This window comes from Companilactobacillus zhongbaensis, assembly GCF_003946515.1.
GTDB lineage: Bacteria > Bacillota > Bacilli > Lactobacillales > Lactobacillaceae > Companilactobacillus > Companilactobacillus zhongbaensis.
The window spans coordinates 36427-58238 of the sequence record NZ_RHOM01000012.1 but is presented as its reverse complement, the minus strand read 5'-3'; the positions used below and the strand labels follow the sequence as shown (position 1 = coordinate 58238).

Genomic DNA, 21812 nt, shown 5'->3' with positions numbered 1-21812 from the left:
CTCCAATACGAGCCTTCCTCTAAGCTCCTTCGTCGCCAAGAGGAATCTGGCGGCTGAGGTGTGTATCCCGGGCCCCTCCGTCTAGGTTGGGCAATCCCCCCCTTGTTTTGAGTTGGGGAATAGGTGCTTCCTATTATTTTTCGCAAGATTTGTGCTGTTTGATTTCCGTGCTGCTTCTCGGTTCGCGGGACTGAAGCTCCGCTCATTTTGTTTCCTGGCTTACCTTTTTTTTGCAATCTTTTCTTTCTTTATTTGTTGGATAAGTGTTAATATTATTTTTCTTCTCTTGCTTTCGCTTCTGGCTCGCGTGCTCGATTCTCTCGCACTCTCGCCTTGATTTTTGTTATCTATTCAAATGGGCTCAATCTTCTTGATTTCGTGGGAGTGAGCTTTTTTATTTTGTCTTGTTTTGATTTTCTTGTTGGTGTTTCGCGTTCTATTCATTCTTGTTAGCTAAACTTGCTGCAAATTGGATAGTGGTTTTTATTTTTATCCTCAAGGATGCGAAAACGAGTTCCGGTGCACAGCGGCCTCCGGTTAACACAGGTGGTCGAGGCACGGCTTCGCCGCACCTTGTTCGACCACCCGCGTTAATCCTCAGCAGCTACCCGTGCACCTCCACTCTCTGTGATTTAATCCTCAGCAGCTCCCAGTCGCCTTCCGCTCTCTGTTTTTTGTTTATCGATTCTCAAATAATGATAAAATAGAATTATTAATTATTCGATGTTAGGGGGAGTTTTTGTGCAGGGGTTATTGTTGGTTAATTTGGGTTCGCCGGCTTCTCCGGAGACTGCTGATGTTAAGCGCTATTTGAAGGAGTTTTTGAGTGATCAGAATGTTGTTGAGATGCCTCGGTTTGTTTGGCAGCCTATTTTGAATGGGATTGTTTTGCCTTTGCGTTCTTGGCGTTCGGCTACTTTTTATAAGGACTCCTGGACTGAGAGTGGGTCTCCTTTGATTGCTTATACTCAGATCATTACTGACCAGGTTCAGGCTCTTTTGCCTGATTGGAAGGTTGAGATGGCTATGACTTATGGGGAGCCTGATATTGTTGATACTTTGCATCAGATGAAGGCTGCTGGGTGTTCTAATGTTATTTTGTTGCCGCTTTTTCCGCAGTATACGCAGAGTTCTACTAAGTCGATTATTGATCAGGCTGAAAAAGCTGATGTTGAGCTGACTGTTATTGATCGTTTTTATCACGAACCAGTTTATCAACGGCTTTTGGCTAAAAAAATTCAGGCGGCTTGGGATGCTGATGAGTATGACGAATTATTTTTTAGCTATCATTCGATCCCTACAGCTATGGTCAAACATGGTGATCCTTATCAAACTGAGTGTGAGGAGACTACTGAGTCGGTCAGTGCTTTGCTGGATGTTCCTTCTGATCAGATCAAGACGGTTTATCAGTCTAAGTTTGGTCCGATGCCTTGGTTGAAGCCTTATTTGAAAAATGCTTTGATGCAGGCGGTTCAACTTGGGAAACGGAATATTTTGATCGTTACGCCTTCGTTTGTGGCTGATTGTTTGGAAACTTTGGAAGAGGATTATGTTCAAAATTATCAAGTGTTCAAGTCGACTGGTGGCGATAAGTTTCAGTTAGTCGAACCGATGAATGGCGATCCGGAGTTTAGCCAGTTTTTAGCTGATTTAGCTGTTAGAAATGAGGCTAAATAATGACGGATGTTAAAAAAAGTTTGGATGAGATCAACCAAAGTGTGAAAGTTCCTAGCGTTTATGAAAGTTCTTTTACTCAAAAATTTTTAGCTTATAGTGGGCCTGGAGCTTTGGTGGCTGTTGGCTACATGGATCCTGGTAATTGGCTGACGTCGCTTTCAGGTGGTAGTCAGTATCGTTATCAACTGCTGTCGGTTTTATTAATATCTATCATTGTGGCGATGTTCATGCAGTCGTTGTCGATCAAACTAGGTGTGGTCGCTCGCCAAGATCTAGCTCAGGCTATTGCCTTAAAAGTTCCACGGAGTGTTCGTTACGGTTTGTGGATCTTAAACGAAGTAGCCATGATGGCGACTGATTTGACGGGGGTAGTCGGGACGGCTATCGCGTTGCGTCTATTGTTTGGCCTGCCTTTGTTATACGGAATTTTATTGACTATCTTTGATGTTTTGATAGTTTTGTTATTTTTGCGCTTTGGGATCCGACGGATCGAATTTATCGTACTTTCGGCCATCCTGGTAGTTGGCGTGATTTTTGGGATCGAAGTTTTTCGAGCACATCCACCGATAGCGGCAATATTGAACGGAGTCGTGCCAACGGCAGATATTTTTCAAGATCATCAAAAATTAGTTTTGAGCTTAGGTATCATGGGGGCAACGATCATGCCGCATAATATTTATTTGCATTCGTCGCTGGCACAAAGTCGGCGCTACGATTATCATGATCCAGCTCAAGTCAAAGAAGCACTGCGGTTCGCCAACTGGGATTCAAATGTTCACCTAATTGCAGCCTTATTTATCAACGCTTTATTGTTGATCCTAGGTGGAACCTTATTTTTCCATGCTAGTGGACAACTAGCCAGCTTTCAAAACGTCTTCGATGGTTTAAAAAACAGCAATGTCGTCGGCAGTTTAGCTAGTCCTGCGATGAGTCTGCTTTTTGCCTTCGCATTATTGATCACCGGACTGATCTCATCGATCACGAGTACTTTGTCGGGGCAGATCGTCATGGAAGGATACTTGAATATCCGCTTGCCACTGTGGCAAAGACGCCTGTTAACGCGATTTGTCACCTTGATACCGATCTTGATTATCGGCTTCATAGTCGGCTTCAACGAGCAAGATTTTGAAGACATGATCGTCTACGCACAGATTGCCTTGAGCATCGCCCTGCCGTTCACTCTGTTCCCGATGATACTTTTGACCAGCAGTAAGAAATTGATGGGGGAGCATGTTAATAGCAAGCTCGTCCTGGTCGTTGGCTTAATACTGGCAAGTATTATCACCGTATTGAACTTGCAGTTGATTGTTTCTACTTTGGGGTAAAAATAAAAATCACTGAACAAATAAGTTTTTTTGTTCGGTGATTTTTTAATTGTTTATTTTTTCGTTATGTTGTTCTGTTTATAACGGAAACTGGCCTGTGCTGTAGTAATCTCCGGTTCACACATTTAGTTGCAGTATTGCTGCAGAGATAAAAAGCTGTGCTGTCTTTATTTGCTGGCTAAACTAGTTGCAATTTGGATAGAGTTTTTTAGTTTTATCCTCAAGTATGCGGAAACGAACTCCAGGCGACAGCGGCCTCCGGTTAACACAGGTGGTCGAGGCACGGCTTTGCCGCACCTTGTTCGACCACCCGCGTTAATCCTCAGCAGCTGACCGTCGCCCTCCGCTCTCTGTTAAGAGAATAATAAGTATTTAGTTGGATCAGATGGTAATAAGAAGTGGAATCCTTCTTCAGCGATGATTGCGAATAGGTTTGCTACGATCAAGACTGCGAAGATCCAGATGTTGATTGTTGCTATTACGTTGTATTCGGAACCTTTTGGACAAAGTTCTTTTGCGAAGATCATCATGAAGGAACAGAAGAACATTACGACGATGAAGCTGATCAATGCCCACGTGTAGGTGTGAATCCCAAAGACGGCTGAACCGTAACCAGGATCGTTTGGTGCGATGTGTAGTAAAATCTGTCTGATCGATGCTGAAGCTCCTAATAATGATGCTAAGAGTGATAGACCATAGCCACGCATAAATTTTTGTGGTGTGATCGTTCCTTTTTTAGTTGCTAGGATGATGTACAGTGGACCGAAGCAAGCTAACATCATGAAATATCTTTGAATCATGCAGAGAGGACATGGAAATTCGTGTAGAGCGAATTGAAAAAAGAATCCTCCTGCTAAAACAAAATTATATGCAAAAATAAATAAATTAGCTCCCCAAAACCCCATTTGAGAAGTTACGGTACTTTGTTTAGTGTTTATCAAATTTGTCCCCCCTATAGACTGATCGGCAACGTGCTAGTAGCGTGCAGTTTGAACAAGATCAAAATCAAAATGCAAGTTATTGCCCACAATGTAAAATCTAATTTAGTAACTTTTCCCCGAATAATCATTCGCAAAAACATTAATGTGATGATTATCATAATAATGATATCCATAAAATCGTCCCCTTCCGAGAAACTATCTTAGCAATTAGTGAATATGTTGGCAATATCATTCATTTATCGAATTTGTGAAAAAGCTAAACAAAGCCAATGCTGAAGGCGCTTGCAATTACACAAAAAAACTTCCAACTTTTTTTAGTTGGAAGTCTTAAAATAGATTTTTTAAAAAATAATCAGCAATTAAGGTGAGGATGATCTATTGATATCTCAAGTTGTTACTAGTTGAACGTAACACCAGTATCAGCCTTGACCCATTCGTCAGTAGAAACACGATAATAAGTATTACCAGCGCTATCTTGAGCGGTCTTATCAGTATACCAAGAAGTTTCACCGGCGAGTCCACGGGAACCTTTGGCACCAGATGTTAGGTAGAGACTGTAAACAAAGCCGGAAGGTCCAGCTAATGTTACTGAGTGGTATCCAGAAAGATTTTGGATGTTAGTCAAACCGGCAGTTTGGGTAGTGTTATTGTTGTAATTATTGTTGACGTTGTTATTGTTCTTAGCTGGTTGATTGTTATTAACGTTCTTGTTAACGTTGTTGTTTTGGTTCTTATTACTTTGATTATTGTTGTTGTTCTTACTGTTATTATTTTGACGATTATTGTTGTTCCGTTGGTTATTAGAACCAACGACAGCAGCATTTGCAGAATAAGCGTTAGTTGCTGCAAAAGTTGCAGTTGGGATCCATCCTAATAAAATTACTGATGAAATTAATAATGTTTTTTTAGTTTTCTTCATAAATGAGTGCCTCCATAATGTGTTCTCTTAATGATTTTTATAATACGTGGCAAAAATTAAAAATGGCTTAAAAATCCGTAATTACGCGAAAAAATTGTAATCTGCCGAATGATTTCAGAAAAAAAGAGATCGCGGATAACCACGATCCCAAAATGATTTCTTAAAATTTATCTACGAGCTGGTTGAGCTTGAGCTGGTGCTTGTTGTGCTTTAGCAGGTTGAGCTTTTGCTGGAGTTTGCTTAGCAGGTGTCTTCTTAGCAGGTTGAGCTTTTGCTGGAGTTTGCTTAGCAGGTGTCTTGGCAGGTTGAGCTTTTGCTGGAGTTTGCTTAGCGGGTGTCTTAGCAGGTTGAGCCTTTACAGGAGCTTGTTTAGCAGGTGTATTCTTTACTGGTTGAGCCTTAACTGGTGTAGTTTTAGCAGGTTCTGCTTTTTTAGGTTGAGCTTTAGCAGGAGTTGCTTTCTTTGGTTCAGCTTTCTTAGCAGGTTGAGCTACGGCAGCGCTGGCTGTTGATGCTGAGCTAACTGCGATTGTTGCAGCTGGTGCTAGTCCTAAGATTGCTACTGATGATAATAATGCTAATTTTCTTGATTTTTTCATTTTGATGAATCCTCCTTGTCGCATATCAAATATGCTGTAATTCAGAATAGGGGAGAAAAATTAAACGAGGCTTAAAAATATATTACAGTTATTATCTTAAGAATCAGCCTATATTGTGAAAAATAACCAACATTATGATACGGTATTAGAGATTATTTTATTAATTTTATATAGAGTTATCCTATTTATAACGTCTATAAATTTCTAAATATGATTTTTTTGTGAAATTGTTTAGAAATTCACACAAATATACTAAAATTAAATATGGATAGATAAATAAATCAAACTGAATTTTAAAGAGGAAAATAACTTGGAACAAACATTTATTACATCAAATGGTGAAGTTAACGTTAAAGTGACTGGTGATCTTAGCAGCGACAAAGAGATCATCGTTTTTGTACATGGTATCGACGGTTCATTGAATTACTTTGACGAGATCACACCACACTTAGAAGACAAATATTCGATCGTAGCAGTTGATTTATTAGGACATGGTAAATCAGCTCCTGCAAAAGACGAAAACTACCAAATGGACAGTGAAGCCTGGGCAGTTTGGGAAGTTCTCGGAAAACTACGAGTAGTCCGTCCAGTTATCTTATTCGGTTGCGGTATCGGTGGATTAGTCGTAACTTGCATGACAGAAATGCACGACATCGCCGTCAGCAAGATGATCTTGTTGAACACACCAGCCAACGAAAAATACGCTTACGTCAACACGCTAAACACCGTCATCGGTGGCATGATGTCAAGCTCACAAGTTAAATCAAAGCTCTACTTCGCTAAAAAGTTTGATACATCAAAATTGAGTGATCCAAAAGTAATTCAAGACTCATCGAAAAAAGTCGAACGCAAAACATCAAAACAATTACAAAAGATCGCTCCACAATACTTAGAAGAAAAACCAATGAATAAGCGTCTGAGAGCAATTCCACAACCAACAATGTTATTGTTCGGACTAGAAGACCAAATCCTCACAGAAGCAGGAATTAAGGACGCAAAGGCAAGTCTTGCCAGAGTACCTGGTGTCCAGTTCAAAGATATCGAAGGGGCCGGTCATGTTGCTATGATCGAAAAACCTGAAGAAGTTGCCGAAGATATTATTGATTTTGATGTGAAGACAACACGTCCAGAAGATCAAAAATAATCTAAATGGTTTTAAAATTTAATAGAAAATGAAGACAAACTCTGATTATACGGGTTTGTCTTTTTTTATAAGGGTCGTCAATTGAGGATAATATTCTCTTGAACAGCTTGAGAATAATTGACGATTATTAATATAATATCCATAAGGAAAAGCGTATACTAAATTACGCAAGCACCTATTTTTACAGTTTATCCAATTCTGATTTTTTTAAGATTGGAAGGTAAAGAAAAATTATTCAAAAATTCAAAGTAATGATTCTAAATGCAAAAACACTCGAACCTTTATTTATTTATCACAATGTTTATAAAATCGATGTTGACGGTAAAATTTATACATCTAATGAACTTTTTAATGATGGAACTGATTTATATCTCAAAATGATGAAAGGTGGAACGGGCGTTGTTATTAACGAGATGGGTGCAAAACTAATTATTAATTTCTCAGAATATTTCATTGGAAATATGCAATTTGAGAATTCCCCAATGTCTCTAGAAGATGAAAAAAAGCTATGGGTAAAGTATCCTCCAATTAGTAAAGTTAAAAAAACTATTTTTCGAAATGAATAAAAACGGGATCGATAATTATTTGCTGATTCTTTTTTCATGTATTGCAGATATCAATATGAATTGACAGAAATTAGTTTTATCGCAATAATCAAAGTAACAAATTGTTTTCAAGAAAGCGGGTATGAATAATGGCTTCACATCAAGCTTTACTGATTATTGATTACACTAATGATTTTATTGCTGACAAGGGTGCTTTGACTTGTGGTGAGGCGGGGCAGGCTATCGACAAGAATATTGCTAAGTTGGCTGATAATATGCGCAAGGATGGCGATTGGGTCTGGTTCCCAACTGATGTCCATCGTCCTTTTGATCACTATCATCCAGAAACTAAATTGTTCCCAGCTCACAATGTTCGCGACACTTGGGGCCGTGATCTTTACGGTGAAACTGGTCAGTGGTACAAAGATAATGTCGGCAAGGATACGGTCAAGCTGTTTGATAAGACTCGTTACAGCGCCTTTGCTGGTACTGATCTAGACTTGCGTTTGCGTGAGAGAGAAGTCGATACGTTACATTTGGTCGGTGTTTGTACCGATATTTGCGTTCTGCACACGGCGGTCGATGCTTATGATCTGGGATACAAGATCGTGATCCACAAATCGTGTGTGGCTTCATTTAACCAAGCTGGTCATGAATGGGCTTTGGATCATTTCGAAAATGTTCTAGGTGCTAAAGTAGTTAAATAACGTTGATAAAAAGGCAATACCAATTTCTTTTTGAAAATTGGTATTGCTTTTTTTTCGAATATTAAAAAAATCTTTTTCAGAAAACGGTGTGCAAAATATTAAAAATAAAATTCAATAATTTTGGTACTTTATCTTTGAAATTCTCACTTGATGGTCATATACTCGCTGTAATCAGATAAGGATAAATAGAATTATATCTGATTAAAGCAAATTAATATCTGCGTGTGCGGTGACGAGTATTGCGTGAACGTGATTTTTGTTTTTCTTGCTCGATGCGCAAAGTTTGAATCTCATTTTCAATTTCACTCATTACTTCTAACTGCATTTTTTGAATATCGAGAATGTGAGGCCATTGGACCTCATTCATTTGATCAACTTTTTTGTGTAAGATGCGTATTTCCATTTCCGATTTAGTGTTAGTGCGGTAGTCATTTTCAGCATCGAAGCGATCCCGTTGTGCTTGACGGTTTTGACTCATCATGATGATCGGTGCTTGAATAGCAGCGACACAGCTGAGAAATAGGTTCAGCAAGATGAAGGGATATGGATCGAAGTTCATGCCAAATAAGTGGAGCACGTTGACGGACATCCAAATTATCAAAACGATAGTAAATGTGATGATAAATCCCCAACTACCACCGAATTTAGCAACCGCATCAGCCATTTTTTGGCCACGAGTTAGTTGACCACTGACGGTATCATTCAAGTTCCGAATAACGTAAGTGTCTTTTGAAAGCTCTTTTTGAAGCTCTGAATTCACTCTCTGATCGTAATCTAAATCTTGCTCGATGATCGATTGCATGCTTTGTAGTCGAACTTGTTGCAAGTCTTTCAAGCAAATGAATGAAGAAGGGCGTGCAAAATCAGCTTGGTTTAGAATTTTTTCTTTTAGACGGTCGTTGAGATCGCGAAGAAATAACCCCTCGGAGCTTGAAAAATGCTTTCCACAAATGACACAAACTTTATTTTTTTCGACTGACATAATTTCACCCCTAGTGGTTGATGTGATTATTATAAAACAAATTATGGAAGACTTGGATGGACCTCAACTAAAAAATTAAAAAGGGAGATGAGGGGCATGGACAGTGCCTTCATGATACTTTCCATTTTGTTAGTTTGGGTGATGACCCCTGGGATCGCTGCTTTTTACGGTGGCTTTATCCCGAGAAAAGATACAACTAAAATGTTGTTTGAGATTTTTCTGATGTTTGGCGTTGTTGGATTGCTTTGGTTTATGATCGGCTATCCACTTTCGTTTGAAGGTAATAACCTCGGCATCATCGGTGACTTGCGTCACGTATTTTTATCCGGCATTGATTTGTCGGCGATGTATCCAAACACTAATATTTCTAACTCGATCTTTATTTTGTTCCAAATGATGTTTGCGATTTTGACGCCCGGTCTCTTTTTAGGATCGATTGCAACGAAAAAGTCGACCAAGTACATTGTAGCTTTTGTGGCTATATGGTCAATTTTAGTGTACTATCCACTCGTTCATATGGTCTGGGATAGTACCGGATTTCTTGCAAAATTAGGTGTTCTTGATTTTGCTGGTGGCACGGTTATTCATATCGATGCTGGTGTTACAGCATTGATCCTCTCCAACTTTGCTTTTTCTAAACATATTAAAAAAGAAGAACAAGATGAAAAAGCTAAAGGGAATCCATTTTGGGTGTTGATCGGTACCGTCTTACTTTGGGCAGGCTGGTACGGATTTAATGCTGGTAGTGCTTTAGCCTTGAGTCCTCAAGGAATTCAAGCTTTCTTCACTACAACAATGGCTCCTATCACCGCTATGTTGACCTACGGATTGTTGGAGAATCACTTCAAAGGTAAGGCAACTATGAATGGTATTTGTACCGGTGTTATTTGTGGTTTAGTTGGTATTACACCAGCTACAGGTTTTGTTACATTGCCCGCATCTTTGATCATCGGCGTGGTTTCAGCTGCTGGTAGTTATTTGTTCATCAACAAGCTGAAATACATGTGGCATATTAATGACTACATGGATATTATGGGTGCTCACGGTGTTAGTGGTATTTTAGGATCAGTTATGACTGGTTTGTTCGCTACTAAGGCTGTTAACCCTAATGTGGTCCACAATGGTTTGCTTGAAGGCGGCGGCTTGACTCAGTTTGGACTTCAAGTGTTCGCTGTTGCTTTCTCGTTTGTTTTTGTTTTTGTTATTAATTTTGTGATTGTTAAGGTTTTGAAGGTTGTGTTTAAGGAGAGCCGTTCTCGTGTTCATGGTAAGGTGCCTTCTTTGCATGCTTAGTTGATTTTTTTATATATTAAGACGAACTTGTTTTATGGTTTGTCTTTTTTTGTGTTTGGTTTTGGGTTTTATAGAGGTCGTAGTCTGGTGGGTGGTTCACTGCCGGTTCTGGAACGCTGCGGACCCACTTTGAGCTATCCAAGGAAGACCGCCTTGGACATCTCAAAGCTGGGTCTTTTCGTAAGCACGGCCCATGCCGTGCAAACGAAAATTTCGCGGCTGACGGCGAATTCCCTCCACCCTCCCGCAGAACCTAGGGTGGATCAAACACAATTTTTTTGTTGGGGTACGGTACTTAGTTTTGTTGTACAAAACTGTTTTGGTTGGGGTGAGGGATTTATTCCTTTTTTTCTTCTTGCGATTTTGAATTCTATTTCTATCTTGTTGATTTATTCTTTTTGGTTATCATCGGTTGCTATGATGGTGGCCTTTTTTTCTTGCTCCTTTCTTTGCTCCTTTCGTCGCTGAAAGTCGCGGTGATTCCTTCATTTGATATTTTTCTACTTTTTTTGGGGTATAAAAATGATTTTGGAATTTTTTTGTAAACGATTGCAAAAAGTGGGTCTTGTATTTATAATAGATTTGTTAATTAATTTTACAAAGCTATTTTCTAAAACTGTTTATCTTTTTGCTTTGTGATTCAAGGGGTGTTTTTATGAAGAAATATTTGGCTTATGCTTTTGGTACTTTTGGACATGATGCTTTCTATAATACGTTGAGTATTTACTTTATGATGTTCATTACTAGTCAATTGTTTACTAGTGGCGCTGATGAGAAGATGGTGGGTATTGTTACTTCCATTATTGTTATTATCCGTGTTGGTGAGATTATTTTTGATCCTATGATCGGTGGTGTGGTTGATAATACTAATACTCGGTGGGGGAAGTTTCGGCCTTGGATTTTGATTGGGTCGATTATTTCTTCTATTGGATTGATTTTTCTCTTTTCCGATTACGGTGGGTTAACTTTTAGTCATCCTACTATTTACTTGATTCTTTTGGCTATTACTTTTTTGTTGATCGACGTTTTCTACTCATTTAGTGATATTGCTATTTGGTCGATGTTGCCTGCTATTAGTATTGAATCTAAGGTTCGGACTCGGTTTGGTACTGCTTCTCGTTTGGGTTCTACTCTTGGGGCACAGATTGTTATTGTGATTATTACTCCAGCTATTATGCTGTTCTCTCATTGGTTCTCTAAGGTTCCTTTTGGGCAACAGACTCATGCTGGTTGGATCGGATACGTTGTTATTGTTGCTTTGCTTTGTACTGGTGGGGCTTTGGTTACTTGCTTGAACATTAAAGAGCAGACTAATTTGATCCGTAAAAATACTAAACATACTGGTTTGAAGGATGTTTTTAGAGCTATTAAGAATAATACCCAATTGCTTTGGATTGCGGCTTCATACTTCTTATTTGCTTTTAGTTATGTGGTTACTAATTCACTTTTGATGTATTACTTCCGTTATAGATTGGGTAATCCTGGTGCTTATACTTGGGTCGGTGTTATTACTTGTATCCTGGGTGTTGTATCAGTTTCGATTTATCCATTGCTTGAAAAAATTATTCGTCGAAAAGCCGTCTATGTTGGTGGTATCGCCTTTATGTTGATCGGTTATGTTATTTTCATTTTTGCCGGCCAAAGTTTAGGCTTAGTTTTATTAGCAGTTTCTTTCTACTTCTTCCCATATCCATTGATTTTCTTAGCAACATTAATGACTATCACGGATAGTGTGGAATACGGTCAACTTAAAAACGGTACTAGAAATGAATCAGTTACTTTGTCTGTTCGTCCTCTTATCGATAAATTAGCTGGTGCCGCTTCAAATGGTATCGTTGGGATTGTTGCTGTAGCAGCTGGAATGACAGGTAATGCCAAGCCTTCTGACATTTCAGCACACGGAGTTTTCCAATTTAACACATTCATGTTCTACATTCCATTGATCTTATTGATCATTGCTGCTTTGATTTTCTTCTTTAAAGTTACTTTGACGGAAGAAAAACACGACGAGATCGTTAAGGAACTCAATAAGCGTCTTGAAAAAGATGAGTCTGCAGATCCTGATTCAGCAGTTAGTGATGATCATAGCTTTGTTGCTCCAACTACAGTAAAGACCGGTTTGTAAAAAATAATTACATCCTATACATTGTGTGGGGTGTTTTTTGTGTGTTTTGAGATGTTAGTTATTTTTCGTTGGTCCATTTTTCGTGATCAGAATATTCCAGTTTGACGTTGTTGCCAGTATCATTCATTTGTTGAGCTTTTTGCTCGCCCCAAGAAGACATAGATCCTAAGACCTTGGCTAAAGTGTACCCCTCAGGAGTTAATGAGTACTCAACATGTGGAGGTATTTCTTTGAAGGATTTTCGATCAATGATGTTGTCTGCTTCTAGTTGTTTTAATTGCTCGACTAATACTTTTGCGGAAATACCTTTTACGCGTCGTTGTAATTCTAACGTTCTTAAGGGACCGTCAAGTAAATGGCAAATAATTAACGGCTTCCATTTATTCCCAACAATTTCAAGCGTCAACAAAGCCCCGTTAGTATACTCATTTTTCTTTTTTACCATATATTTTCCTCCAAGACACTTACCTGCAGGTAAATAAGCCACTTTAAAGTGCGTTCTAGAATAATTTTTATAATGATTTAAGATGTAAATATTGTTTCTAGTCTAACAACATATCAATAGAAAGGCTACAGGTTATCAATAATAAATTATGGAAAATATTCAAGGAAAAACAATTATTATTACTGGTGCTTCAAGCGGGATCGGCAAAGCTACCGCAATAAAATTAGCACAAAATGGTGCGCGATTAGTGCTGGCTGCTAGGAGTGAAAGCAAGCTACAAATGATTGCCAAAGAATTGACGGCAAAATTTGATTCTGAGGTCATCTACAAGGTTACTGATGTTACGAAGGAATCAGATCTCAAAGAGTTAATAGATTTCACTATGGAAAAATTCCAGAGAGTCGATGTTTTATTTAATAATGCTGGTCTAATGCCAGTTTCACTACTTCGAGATGGTAAATCAAATGAGTGGGAAAAGATGATCGATGTTAATTTGAAGGGTACATTATTTGGCATCAAGTATGTTTTACCGATCATGGAAAAACAACACCGTGGTCAGATCATTACTACTGACTCTGTAGCGGGACATTTTGTCGGGGCTGGTTCCGCGGTATATTCCGGGACTAAATTTGCTGTGCGTGCGATCATGGAAGGATTGCGAGTTGAAGAGGTCGGTAAAGGGATTAAGTCAACGTTGATTTCACCAGGTCATGCACAAACTGGACTGGCTTCAACTATTACTGATGAAAAAATGAGAGCTGATGTTTTAAAAAGTGAAACTGAAGCCGGTTTGAATGCTGAAGATGTAGCGAATGCAGTAATATACGCCATCGGTACACCGGATAATGTGGGCATTAATGAAATTATTTTGCGTTCGACAGATCAAAGAGATTACTAATATCAAAGGAGAAATAACATGCTGAAAATGGATCTACAGCTTTTCGCTCACCATAAAGGTGGAGGATCTACTACTAATGGACGAAACTCTGCTGGTAGAAGGCTAGGGGCGAAGAGAGCAGATGGGCAAAGTGTCAAAGCAGGCATGATCATTTATCGTCAACGTGGGACCAAGATCCATCCTGGAACTAACGTTGGGCGTGGTAGTGATGATACGCTTTTTGCCTTAAAAGCAGGCGTTGTGAAATTTGAACGTTTGGGAAGAGATAAGAAGAAAGTTTCCGTATATTAATTTAAAAAGTTCCAATACAAAAATGGACGAAAACCACATCTGGTTTTCGTCCATTTTGTATTTTAGGGAAAATACTTGCATTACGACTCTTTAAATTATTTAGCGGTAACTAATTTCTTTTCATCTTCTTGGTCATGCTCGATATTAGTTAATTCGTGCATGTCGCCGACTAAGTCATGGTATAGCTTGCGGTACATCTTGTAATACTTGTTGTAGGCTTCATGGCGTGCTGGATCAGGTTTGACAGCTTCGCCCAAGACTTGCCAGTCTTTGATCGAATCGGTGGTTAGGTCACCGGTTCCGAGTCCGGCTAAGATAACGTCACCTAAGTTGGCTTCGGCATCTTCGATCGGTGTTCTGACGTTATATCCTGTTACGTCCGCAAACATTTGGACCCATTCAGGAGAATTTGTGACACCACCGGCAATGATGATGTATTCACCTAAGTCTTTTCCGGTTTTTTCGATACTGTGACGTAGGGCATAACAAACGGCTTCTTGGAAAGCGTGGTAAAGATGAGCTTTTGTATGAACTAATGACAATCCGAAAATTGTACCTTTAGCATCTGAATTCCAAATTGGAGCTCTTTCACCCATGAAGTAAGGTAAGACGATCAATCCTTCACTACCTGGACCAACGTCTTTGGCTTCCTTATTCAAAGTGACATAGGCGTTGTCGCCACCTTGAGCTTGAACGGATTTTTCTGAAAAAGCAAAGGTATCTCTGAACCATTTGGTGATGGCACCGGCAGTTGCTGAACCGGAGAAGTTATAAACGAGATTTTCTGACTTGTAAGGATATGGCCAAACGATCAATCCTTGTCCTTTGATAGGTTTCTCGCTCACTAGTGCGGCGTTCATTGATTGTCCGATTGCGGCAACATATTTACCAGGTTTTAGGACACCCATTCCGACGTTAGCGGCACCGACATCGACACCACCGGAAACGACTGGAGTTCCTTCTAGTAAACCTAGTTCGTTAGCGGCATCAGCAGTTAAGCCACCAACGACAGTGGTTGAATCCACGATAGGTAAGGGCATCATGCTTGATGGAACGCCCATTGCATCCATCATTTCTTCTGACCAAGTATGAGTGTTGATGTCGTACAATCCGCCGAGGTTACCAGCGGCAGAGTGATCAATAGCAACTTTACCAGTCAGTTCATAAATAGCGTAGTTGCTAGGTGGTAAGAACATTCTGGTTTTTTTCCAGTTTTCTGGCTCGTGATTTTTGATCCAAAGGATTTTCGTGTATCCATAGTAAGGGTCGACGACATCGTTTCCGGTTATTTCTGTTAAACGTTCACTGTCGATGTGTTCTTTGACCCAGGTTGTTTCGTCTTCTGCTCGGCGATCCATCCAGATCAAGCAAGGACGAACTGGCTTCATTTTTTCGTCTAGAGGAATACCAGAACCACCGTATAATCCACTAATACCAACGCCAGTAACGTCGTGAGGATCAACACCGGATTTTTCGACTGTTTTTCGGATCGATGTTTTTACGGCATCGTTCCAAACTTTGGGCCACTGTTCAGCCCACAATGGCTTCGGTGTTAAAACATCATATTCTTCTAGGTCTTGTGCAATGAGATGTCCTTCAGTATCCATAAGGATACTCTTTGTACCTGAAGTACCAATATCTGTTCCGATTAAGTATTTCATAATGATTTCTTCCTTAATATTTTTATTTAAAAAGGCGGCTCGCACAAGCCACCTAATAAAGTTATTTTTACCAAGCAGTAAAGGCACCATCAACTAAGTAGTCATCACCAGTTGAGAATGAACTAGTGTCACCAGCAAGATATACGGCGATTCCTTGTAGTTCATCGGGACGGCCTAAACGACCAAGTGGTGCCCAGTCGTTCCATGTCTTGATCAATGGTTTAAGGTCTGGTGAGCTAAGTGTTAAGTCTGTACCCATGTAACCAGGGCTGATTGTGTTAACACGAACTCCACGTTGGGCCCATTCAATGGCTAGTGATTTCGAAAGTTGGATCACACCATTCTTAGTTGAATTGTATGAACATTGTGGTTGTGGACGGTTAACGATGTGTGCTGACATTGAAGCAGTGTTGATGATCGAGCCACCACCATTTTTAAGCATGTAACGTCCAGCTGCTTGTGATGTTAAGAAAACAGAATTGAGGTTCAAGTTAACAACTTTTAACCATTGGTCATAAGTCATATCTTCAGCAGGGATGTTTAAGCACATTCCGGCATTGTTGAAGGCGGCATCTAAACCACCAAGTTTTGAAACGACTGTCTCGACCATGTTGTTAACTTGATCGGGATCGGTTACGTCAGTTTTGATGGAGATAGCTTTTTGACCAGTAGCTTCAGCAATTTTATTAGCAGCTTCTTCGGCTTTTTCACCATTGATATCGACGATAGCAATATCGGCTCCAGCTTCAGCTAATCCGCTAGCCATTGAAAATCCAAGGCCTTGAGCTCCTCCAGTAACATAAATTTTCTTTCCCTTTAGTGACATTCTTTCTAAAATACCCATTATGATTCCTCCGTGGTAATCCCTTTTGATTTGAAAGTGGTAAACAAAAGCAATTGATAAAGTAGTTTTGTAAAACCACTTTCTTTAATACGAGTTAATGATATATCTGAGAGAAAGCGCTGTCAATAGTTTTGTAAAATAATTTTATAAAATGGTAATTGCGTATTACAAAATAAGTTTTGATGGGTATACTAGATACATTAGGAGACTTTCAAATGGCAAATAATAACAAAAACTATTCGCGAATTTTTAAATTAATATATGAACAAGACACGATTTCTAAGCAAGAGATAGCTTTGCAATTGAATTTGAGCTTGCCAACAGTGAGCCAAAATTTGAAGGCATTATTGGAAGATAACTTGATTAGAAATGACGGTAAATTCAAATCCCAGATCGGTCGTCGGGCAGTAGCGTATTCGGTTAATTCAGAAAACCACATCTCTTTAGGTCTGGAATTGTTCAAAGAATACGTTTCGATCACGGCAGTTGATCTGAAAAATCAGGAAATTGCATTCGATCGTCGATCGATCAGTTTTGATTTAAATGATAATTATTTTGCTGAATTGACTGACTGGATCAAAGCTTTTTCTCAAAAAAATGGTTTGACGGACGATCAAATTATCGGCATGGGTGTAGGGATCCAAGGCCTGATTTCTTTTGATCGAAAGACTGTTCTTTATGGAAAAATTTTAAATTGCACTGGTTTGCAAGTGTCGCAGTTTGAAAAATATTTGCCATATCCTGTTTCATTTTTCCACGATGCAGATTGTGTGGCTTACGCTGAACAAGATAGTTCTGACTCCAATGAAGATACGATTTACTTGTCATTGGGAGAACATTTAGGAACGGCTATTATGATCGATGGCAAGATTTATTCAGGCGAGCAGGGACGTAGCGGCACAATGGAGCATGTCACGTTTGACCTTAACAGTGATCGTGTTTGTTACTGTGGTCGTAAAGGTTGTGTGGAAACTTATGTTTCAATCAGTTCATTATTGAACGATGGCGAGAGTATTACTGATTTTATGGATCAGCTTAAGACTGATAAAGATGTTCAGAAGCGTTGGAACGAGTATTTGGATTATTTAGCCGAGGCGGTTAATAATTTTCATATGTTTTTGGATAATCGGATTGTTTTGGCTGGTGAGTTGTTGCAGTTTGTTGATGATTCGGTCTTGTTTGATGTTAAGGATCGGATTCATCAGATTACTGCTTTTCCTGAGGATGATCCTTATCTTAGTTTTGGGAGTGTTCTTAGTCATCCGGTGGCTTCTGGGGCTGCTTTGCCTTTGATGGAGAGCTTTGTTGATTGTATTTAATGTTTTTTGGTGTTTGTTGTTTATAGAGGTAGTAGTTTTTGTGGTGGTTCACTGCCGGTTCTGCGGGAGGGTTCCGGGAATTGCGCCGTGGAACGCTGCGGACCCACTTTGAGCTATCCAAGGAAACCCGCCTTGGACATCTCAAAGCTGGGTCTTTTCGTAAGCACGGCCCATGCCGTGCAAACGAAAATTTCGCGGCTGACGGCGAATTCCCTCCACCCTCCCGCAGAACCTAGGGTGTATCAAACACAATTTTTTTTGTTGGGGTACGGTACTTAGTTTTTTTGTACAAAACTTTTTTGGTTGGGTTGGGGGATTTATTCCTTTTTTTTCTTACGATTTTGAATTCTATTTCTATCTTGTTGAATATTTTTCTCTGGTTATCATCGGTTGCTACGATGATGGCCTTTTTTCTTGCTCCTTTCTTTGCTCCTTTCGTCGCTTGAAAGTCGCGGTTTTTTGGGAACAAAAAAGCGATATTGCCTTGTTTGAAGGTAATATCGCTTTTTTAATTTGTTCATTGTTTTTGAATTAAATCTTATATCTTAAAGTGAGCCTTTTTTAAGGGCTGTCTTTAAGCCACCCATTGTGTAGAAGGATCTGTCTGCTGCTAGGTGTTTGATCAATGAGGCTGTTACACCTTTGAATTTGCGGTCGCCTACTTGGGCGATTCCGTGGTTTTGACCTAGTGAAGCTACTGTTCCTGCTGGGTTGTATACGAATGGTTTCAATTGTGTGCCTGATAGTGCTGAGGCGATGTTGAATGCTACTGCTGCACCTTCGGCTGTTGCTAATTGTCCTGTTGTTGGTAGTGGACGTTCTGAGCCTTCTGGGATGATGGCTGAGTCGTCACCGATGAAGTATGCTTCTGGGTGGTCTTCTAAGTTTAAGAATTCTGTTGTCATTACACGGTTTCTTCTTGCTTCCATGCCAGATTCTTTGATTACGTCGACACCACTTACACCAACTGTCCAAACGATTGTGCTTGCTTCAACTTTGTGTTCGTTGTCTTCAGAATCGTTGTAGACTACGGCGCCGTCTTCGATTCTTGAGATCTTAGCACCTGTTAGTAGTTTGATACCGTTCTTTTCTAGATATGAAACTGCGTATGTTGATAGTTCTTCGTCGAACATTGGCAAGATACGTGTTGCCATTTCTAGACATGTTACCTTAATTTCAGGTACGCCATATTTAGCTTTTAAGATCTTAACTGTGTCGATCAATTCACCAAGAACTTCGATTCCTGTAAATCCGGCACCACAAACTGCGATTGAGAGGTCTTTTGGATCTTGTGACTTCTTGTAGTTTTTAACGTTTGCATTGATTGTCTTGTAGATTTGTGTTGCTGTATCAAGATCTTGTAGGATGAGGGCATGTTCGTCAGCACCTTGGAGTCCAAAGTCTTCTGAACGGAAACCTAGAGCAACGATGACGTAATCGTATGTGATGTCGTCATGGTCTGAGAATGAAACTGTCTTGTTGTCTAGATCGAATTTTGAAACTGTTGCTTGGATAAAGTTTACGTTTGATGGAATTACGTCACGAACGTCAAAACTTACTGATTCTGGTTTTGCTGTTCCTGCTGCAACCATGTGCAATGCTGTTTTTTCAACATGCAATACGTTCTTGTCAACTAAATCGATTTGTGTATCAGCTGGTGTTGTCTTTGCTAAATCCTTAGCAGCTTTCAATCCACCGTATCCTGCACCTAAAATTAAAATATGAGCCATATCTACCTACTCCTTCATTTATCAAAATATAGTAATAACATCCAAAATTATTATATAACTTTTGCCATTTTTTCGGAACATCTAAGCTTGTAGCGGATTCTTACTAATAGAATGTTTGAGAAAAAATGGGGCCAATATAGTAATAAGTATAATACTGATGATTACACTTGAATAGTACTCTTCTGAAAGCAGTTTCACATTATATCCGATTTGCGCAATAATTAGCGCCATTTCGCCACGTGAAATCATTCCAGAACCGATAACATAGGAATCTTTCATATTGAATCCAGACAACTTTGCACCGAAGCCTGAACCGAATAGTTTTCCGATGATACCTGTGACTGTGAATAAGACAATCAACCAGAAGTCCTGGAAGAAGGTGGTGAATTCAAGATTGATCCCAATACTGATGAAGAAAATCGGAATGAAGATCCCGTAACCGATCGTTTCGATATCGTCATTGATTTTTTCTTCAAAATGCGGTGAATTGGAAATCGCGATACCTGCCACAAAAGCACCCAAAACGGCATCAAGTTCTACTTCGTCTGCCAAGAAGGCAAAAAGGAAACAAATCAATAATGCCATGATAGTTGTTGCATGTGTTGCTTCAATATACTCAGATAATTTCATGATCTGAGGGATGAGCCATCTATACGCAACGTAAGTGATAATTCCAAAGACTACCCACAAGCCAAGCATGAGCCCCAGTTTAGCTGCTGAGAAGTCACCGTTGAGTGTTCCTGACATAACACTTAAGATCGATATCGCCAAAATATCGTCTACCACGGCAGCTCCCAAAATAACTGTTCCGGAGTCACTAGACAAATAGTTCAAACTCTTTAAAACTTCAACTGAGATAGAAACAGAAGTTGCCGCGAAAACGACAGAGATGAATATACTTTCTTTGAGGTTAATGTTAAATAGTAAAGCAGTTAACAAGGTCAAGGCAACAGGTAAGATAACACCAAAAATGGCGACATTCAGACTCGGCTTGAAATGCTTTTTCAGAAGTCCAATATCACTCTCTAAACCTGCAAGGAACATCAATAAAATAACACCGATCTCAGCAAACAGCTCTACCTCATGAGTCGGCTTAACGATGTTAAGTACACCTTTTCCTAAAATAACACCTAAGATCAATTGACCAATAACGGCCGGCAAATTCATCTTATTAAAAAGATGACTGACTACCAAGGTCAAGAAGAGCATTAAGGCTAAAAGTGTTATGAATTCCATGTTTTATTTTCCTAATCCTTTTTTATACCATGGATAAAAATCTTGACCATAGTACCCAAATTAGCGATATTTCGAGCTCGCTTAGCATCATTGTACTCTATATATGGTAACAACATTGTTAAAAAAGTTCCAACTTGAGATGGGAGAGGAAGATCAGATCTTAGTTCATCTTTATGATCTTGGAAAACATTATTAAGAACCTTGTAATACCCGATATCCCAAGTTTCACTAATAGTCTTACGATCCTCATCAGTGAAAAAAGTAGTAATATCGTGCATCATCATAAAGTAGTTGATCTTAAAGTTTTCAATCATAAAAGTAGAAATGATCAACAAAAGTTCTTCAAACGATTTGTCCTTATTGTCGTCGTATGTCTTATAAAGCGCTTCACTAAAGCCACCAATAGCGTGCTCCAAAGACTTAATATACAAAACCTTCTTATTCTTGTAATAGTGGTACATATTAGGCTGAGTAATATCCAGAGCCTGCGCGATCTTACGAGTAGAAGTAGCTTGATATCCTTGTGAAAGGAAATTCTCAGAAGCCACCTCCAAGATCGCATTTTTTGTCTTTTCTGCTTGTTTATCCCGTGAATTCATTGCAATATCACCTTCTGCGTATTCGTATCCATTATACATTAAAATAGCCTTCAAAACTTAATCATTTATCAATTGATAAAAAATAATCAATAAAAAATCCCTAGCTATTAATTCTATCAGTTTGCTAACAAGAGGGCAAAACGGAAAAAGCATGAAGGCGGGTTCAAAAGAGCAAAAAAGTGGCTCGAATGACTAAGCAAATATGAATGAATTTACTGGTAAAGCAACAAAACAACACAAAAAGGATTAAAACTAAAGATAGTTTCTAGAAAAATTTAAAATCTCAATTCTAGGGAAAACCCCAAGTAGCCCATCGAGCCTAGCAAACTGTAATGCGAAATCAACAAAAGAGGCGATTTACGAACGGATCCACGAAAAAATTCTGCGTATCGATCAACAATGTTAACACCACTGTCATTTTCTGTTTTGCAATAAAATAGGCTACCTGCTAGGTTCATAAAGCATTAATATTTAAATTTTTCAAAATAAGAAAATATTTTTTAATAAAAACGCTTCCACCCATTAGTAAAAC

Annotated in this window: 21 protein-coding genes; 10 read left to right on the top strand and 11 right to left on the bottom strand. The window is 39.2% G+C overall.

What is annotated here, in order from left to right; genetic code table 11:
• Positions 1-741 precede the first annotated feature (741 nt).
• Both hemH and EKM69_RS06920 read left to right on the top strand, forming a co-directional pair.
• Positions 742-1677: a ferrochelatase gene (hemH, locus tag EKM69_RS06925; protein WP_404825405.1), complete on the top strand. Its 936-nt coding sequence runs from the start codon at positions 742-744 to the stop codon at positions 1675-1677.
• Positions 1677-3002, top strand: coding sequence for an Nramp family divalent metal transporter (locus EKM69_RS06920; RefSeq protein WP_125709512.1), 1326 nt, complete (start codon positions 1677-1679; stop codon positions 3000-3002). Before hemH ends, EKM69_RS06920 begins: the two co-directional genes overlap by 1 nt.
• A gap of 353 nt (positions 3003-3355) precedes the next feature.
• On the opposite strand, the gene EKM69_RS06915 is transcribed toward EKM69_RS06920, so the two are convergent.
• The 4 genes from EKM69_RS06915 to EKM69_RS06905 form a co-directional block, all read right to left on the bottom strand.
• On the bottom strand, positions 3356-3943 hold the full coding sequence (locus EKM69_RS06915) for a disulfide bond formation protein B (protein ID WP_225423855.1): 588 nt from the start codon (positions 3941-3943) through the stop codon (positions 3356-3358).
• A gap of 11 nt (positions 3944-3954) precedes the next feature.
• Entirely contained in the window at positions 3955-4116 is a 162-nt protein-coding gene (locus tag EKM69_RS12305) for a DUF5993 family protein (RefSeq protein WP_164505881.1), read from the bottom strand.
• A gap of 224 nt (positions 4117-4340) precedes the next feature.
• Positions 4341-4862: a hypothetical protein gene (locus tag EKM69_RS06910; RefSeq protein WP_125709511.1), complete on the bottom strand. Its 522-nt coding sequence runs from the start codon at positions 4860-4862 to the stop codon at positions 4341-4343.
• A gap of 167 nt (positions 4863-5029) precedes the next feature.
• The gene (locus EKM69_RS06905) at positions 5030-5461 is read right to left on the bottom strand and encodes a hypothetical protein (RefSeq protein WP_125709509.1); all 432 of its coding nucleotides are present in this window, start codon (positions 5459-5461) and stop codon (positions 5030-5032) included.
• Between the two features lie 310 nt (positions 5462-5771).
• On the opposite strand from EKM69_RS06905, the gene EKM69_RS06900 reads away from it, so the two are divergent.
• From EKM69_RS06900 to EKM69_RS06890, 3 genes are all read left to right on the top strand, one after another.
• Positions 5772-6605: an alpha/beta fold hydrolase gene (locus EKM69_RS06900; protein WP_125709506.1), complete on the top strand. Its 834-nt coding sequence runs from the start codon at positions 5772-5774 to the stop codon at positions 6603-6605.
• Positions 6606-6856: 251 nt separating this feature from the next.
• Positions 6857-7171 (top strand): hypothetical protein, encoded by a 315-nt coding sequence (locus EKM69_RS06895; RefSeq protein WP_125709505.1) that lies wholly within the window; start codon positions 6857-6859, stop codon positions 7169-7171.
• A 128-nt stretch (positions 7172-7299) separates the two neighbouring features.
• Entirely contained in the window at positions 7300-7857 is a 558-nt protein-coding gene (locus EKM69_RS06890) for a cysteine hydrolase family protein (RefSeq protein ID WP_125709503.1), read from the top strand.
• 211 nt (positions 7858-8068) lie between these two features.
• Here the strand turns inward: EKM69_RS06890 and EKM69_RS06885 are convergent, their stop codons facing one another.
• A complete protein-coding gene (locus EKM69_RS06885; protein ID WP_125709501.1) occupies positions 8069-8839 on the bottom strand; it encodes a DUF1003 domain-containing protein in 771 nt (256 codons plus the stop codon).
• A 96-nt stretch (positions 8840-8935) separates the two neighbouring features.
• On the opposite strand from EKM69_RS06885, the gene EKM69_RS06880 reads away from it, so the two are divergent.
• Both EKM69_RS06880 and EKM69_RS06870 read left to right on the top strand, forming a co-directional pair.
• The gene (locus tag EKM69_RS06880; protein WP_125709499.1) at positions 8936-10132 is read left to right on the top strand and encodes an ammonium transporter; all 1197 of its coding nucleotides are present in this window, start codon (positions 8936-8938) and stop codon (positions 10130-10132) included.
• Between the two features lie 655 nt (positions 10133-10787).
• Entirely contained in the window at positions 10788-12257 is a 1470-nt protein-coding gene (locus EKM69_RS06870) for a glycoside-pentoside-hexuronide (GPH):cation symporter (protein WP_125709495.1), read from the top strand.
• 58 nt (positions 12258-12315) lie between these two features.
• On the opposite strand, the gene EKM69_RS06865 is transcribed toward EKM69_RS06870, so the two are convergent.
• The gene (locus EKM69_RS06865) at positions 12316-12702 is read right to left on the bottom strand and encodes a winged helix-turn-helix transcriptional regulator (RefSeq protein ID WP_125709493.1); all 387 of its coding nucleotides are present in this window, start codon (positions 12700-12702) and stop codon (positions 12316-12318) included.
• 148 nt (positions 12703-12850) lie between these two features.
• Here EKM69_RS06865 and EKM69_RS06860 point away from each other — a divergent pair, with 148 nt between their 5' ends.
• A complete protein-coding gene (locus EKM69_RS06860; protein ID WP_125709491.1) occupies positions 12851-13600 on the top strand; it encodes an SDR family oxidoreductase in 750 nt (249 codons plus the stop codon).
• 18 nt (positions 13601-13618) lie between these two features.
• Positions 13619-13891, top strand: a complete 273-nt coding sequence (rpmA, locus tag EKM69_RS06855; protein ID WP_125709489.1) for a 50S ribosomal protein L27 — start codon at positions 13619-13621, stop codon at positions 13889-13891.
• Positions 13892-13986: 95 nt separating this feature from the next.
• Here rpmA and EKM69_RS06850 read toward each other — a convergent pair whose 3' ends face one another.
• Together EKM69_RS06850 and EKM69_RS06845 are read right to left on the bottom strand one after the other, a co-directional pair.
• Entirely contained in the window at positions 13987-15552 is a 1566-nt protein-coding gene (locus EKM69_RS06850; RefSeq protein ID WP_125709487.1) for an FGGY-family carbohydrate kinase, read from the bottom strand.
• 67 nt (positions 15553-15619) lie between these two features.
• A complete protein-coding gene (locus EKM69_RS06845; protein WP_125709485.1) occupies positions 15620-16396 on the bottom strand; it encodes an SDR family oxidoreductase in 777 nt (258 codons plus the stop codon).
• Positions 16397-16611: 215 nt separating this feature from the next.
• Here EKM69_RS06845 and EKM69_RS06840 point away from each other — a divergent pair, with 215 nt between their 5' ends.
• The gene (locus EKM69_RS06840) at positions 16612-17715 is read left to right on the top strand and encodes an ROK family transcriptional regulator (protein ID WP_164505880.1); all 1104 of its coding nucleotides are present in this window, start codon (positions 16612-16614) and stop codon (positions 17713-17715) included.
• 545 nt (positions 17716-18260) lie between these two features.
• On the opposite strand, the gene EKM69_RS06835 is transcribed toward EKM69_RS06840, so the two are convergent.
• From EKM69_RS06835 to EKM69_RS06825, 3 genes are all read right to left on the bottom strand, one after another.
• Positions 18261-19445: an NAD(P)/FAD-dependent oxidoreductase gene (locus EKM69_RS06835; RefSeq protein ID WP_125709481.1), complete on the bottom strand. Its 1185-nt coding sequence runs from the start codon at positions 19443-19445 to the stop codon at positions 18261-18263.
• An 81-nt stretch (positions 19446-19526) separates the two neighbouring features.
• The gene (locus EKM69_RS06830) at positions 19527-20681 is read right to left on the bottom strand and encodes a cation:proton antiporter (protein ID WP_125709479.1); all 1155 of its coding nucleotides are present in this window, start codon (positions 20679-20681) and stop codon (positions 19527-19529) included.
• A gap of 11 nt (positions 20682-20692) precedes the next feature.
• Positions 20693-21319: a TetR/AcrR family transcriptional regulator gene (locus EKM69_RS06825; protein ID WP_225423854.1), complete on the bottom strand. Its 627-nt coding sequence runs from the start codon at positions 21317-21319 to the stop codon at positions 20693-20695.
• Positions 21320-21812 lie beyond the last annotated feature (493 nt).

Coding starts and splice junctions, on each gene's coding strand:
- EKM69_RS06920 (WP_125709512.1), top strand. CDS start 1,677: ATGACGGATGTTAAAAAAAGTTTGGATGAGATCAACCAAAGTGTGAAA.
- EKM69_RS12305 (WP_164505881.1), bottom strand. CDS start 4,116: ATGGATATCATTATTATGATAATCATCACATTAATGTTTTTGCGAATG.
- EKM69_RS06910 (WP_125709511.1), bottom strand. CDS start 4,862: ATGAAGAAAACTAAAAAAACATTATTAATTTCATCAGTAATTTTATTA.
- EKM69_RS06905 (WP_125709509.1), bottom strand. CDS start 5,461: ATGAAAAAATCAAGAAAATTAGCATTATTATCATCAGTAGCAATCTTA.
- EKM69_RS06895 (WP_125709505.1), top strand. CDS start 6,857: ATGATTCTAAATGCAAAAACACTCGAACCTTTATTTATTTATCACAAT.
- EKM69_RS06890 (WP_125709503.1), top strand. CDS start 7,300: ATGGCTTCACATCAAGCTTTACTGATTATTGATTACACTAATGATTTT.
- EKM69_RS06885 (WP_125709501.1), bottom strand. CDS start 8,839: ATGTCAGTCGAAAAAAATAAAGTTTGTGTCATTTGTGGAAAGCATTTT.
- EKM69_RS06880 (WP_125709499.1), top strand. CDS start 8,936: ATGGACAGTGCCTTCATGATACTTTCCATTTTGTTAGTTTGGGTGATG.
- EKM69_RS06870 (WP_125709495.1), top strand. CDS start 10,788: ATGAAGAAATATTTGGCTTATGCTTTTGGTACTTTTGGACATGATGCT.
- EKM69_RS06865 (WP_125709493.1), bottom strand. CDS start 12,702: ATGGTAAAAAAGAAAAATGAGTATACTAACGGGGCTTTGTTGACGCTT.
- EKM69_RS06860 (WP_125709491.1), top strand. CDS start 12,851: ATGGAAAATATTCAAGGAAAAACAATTATTATTACTGGTGCTTCAAGC.
- rpmA (WP_125709489.1), top strand. CDS start 13,619: ATGCTGAAAATGGATCTACAGCTTTTCGCTCACCATAAAGGTGGAGGA.
- EKM69_RS06850 (WP_125709487.1), bottom strand. CDS start 15,552: ATGAAATACTTAATCGGAACAGATATTGGTACTTCAGGTACAAAGAGT.
- EKM69_RS06845 (WP_125709485.1), bottom strand. CDS start 16,396: ATGGGTATTTTAGAAAGAATGTCACTAAAGGGAAAGAAAATTTATGTT.
- EKM69_RS06840 (WP_164505880.1), top strand. CDS start 16,612: ATGGCAAATAATAACAAAAACTATTCGCGAATTTTTAAATTAATATAT.
- EKM69_RS06835 (WP_125709481.1), bottom strand. CDS start 19,445: ATGGCTCATATTTTAATTTTAGGTGCAGGATACGGTGGATTGAAAGCT.
- EKM69_RS06830 (WP_125709479.1), bottom strand. CDS start 20,681: ATGGAATTCATAACACTTTTAGCCTTAATGCTCTTCTTGACCTTGGTA.
- EKM69_RS06825 (WP_225423854.1), bottom strand. CDS start 21,319: ATGTATAATGGATACGAATACGCAGAAGGTGATATTGCAATGAATTCA.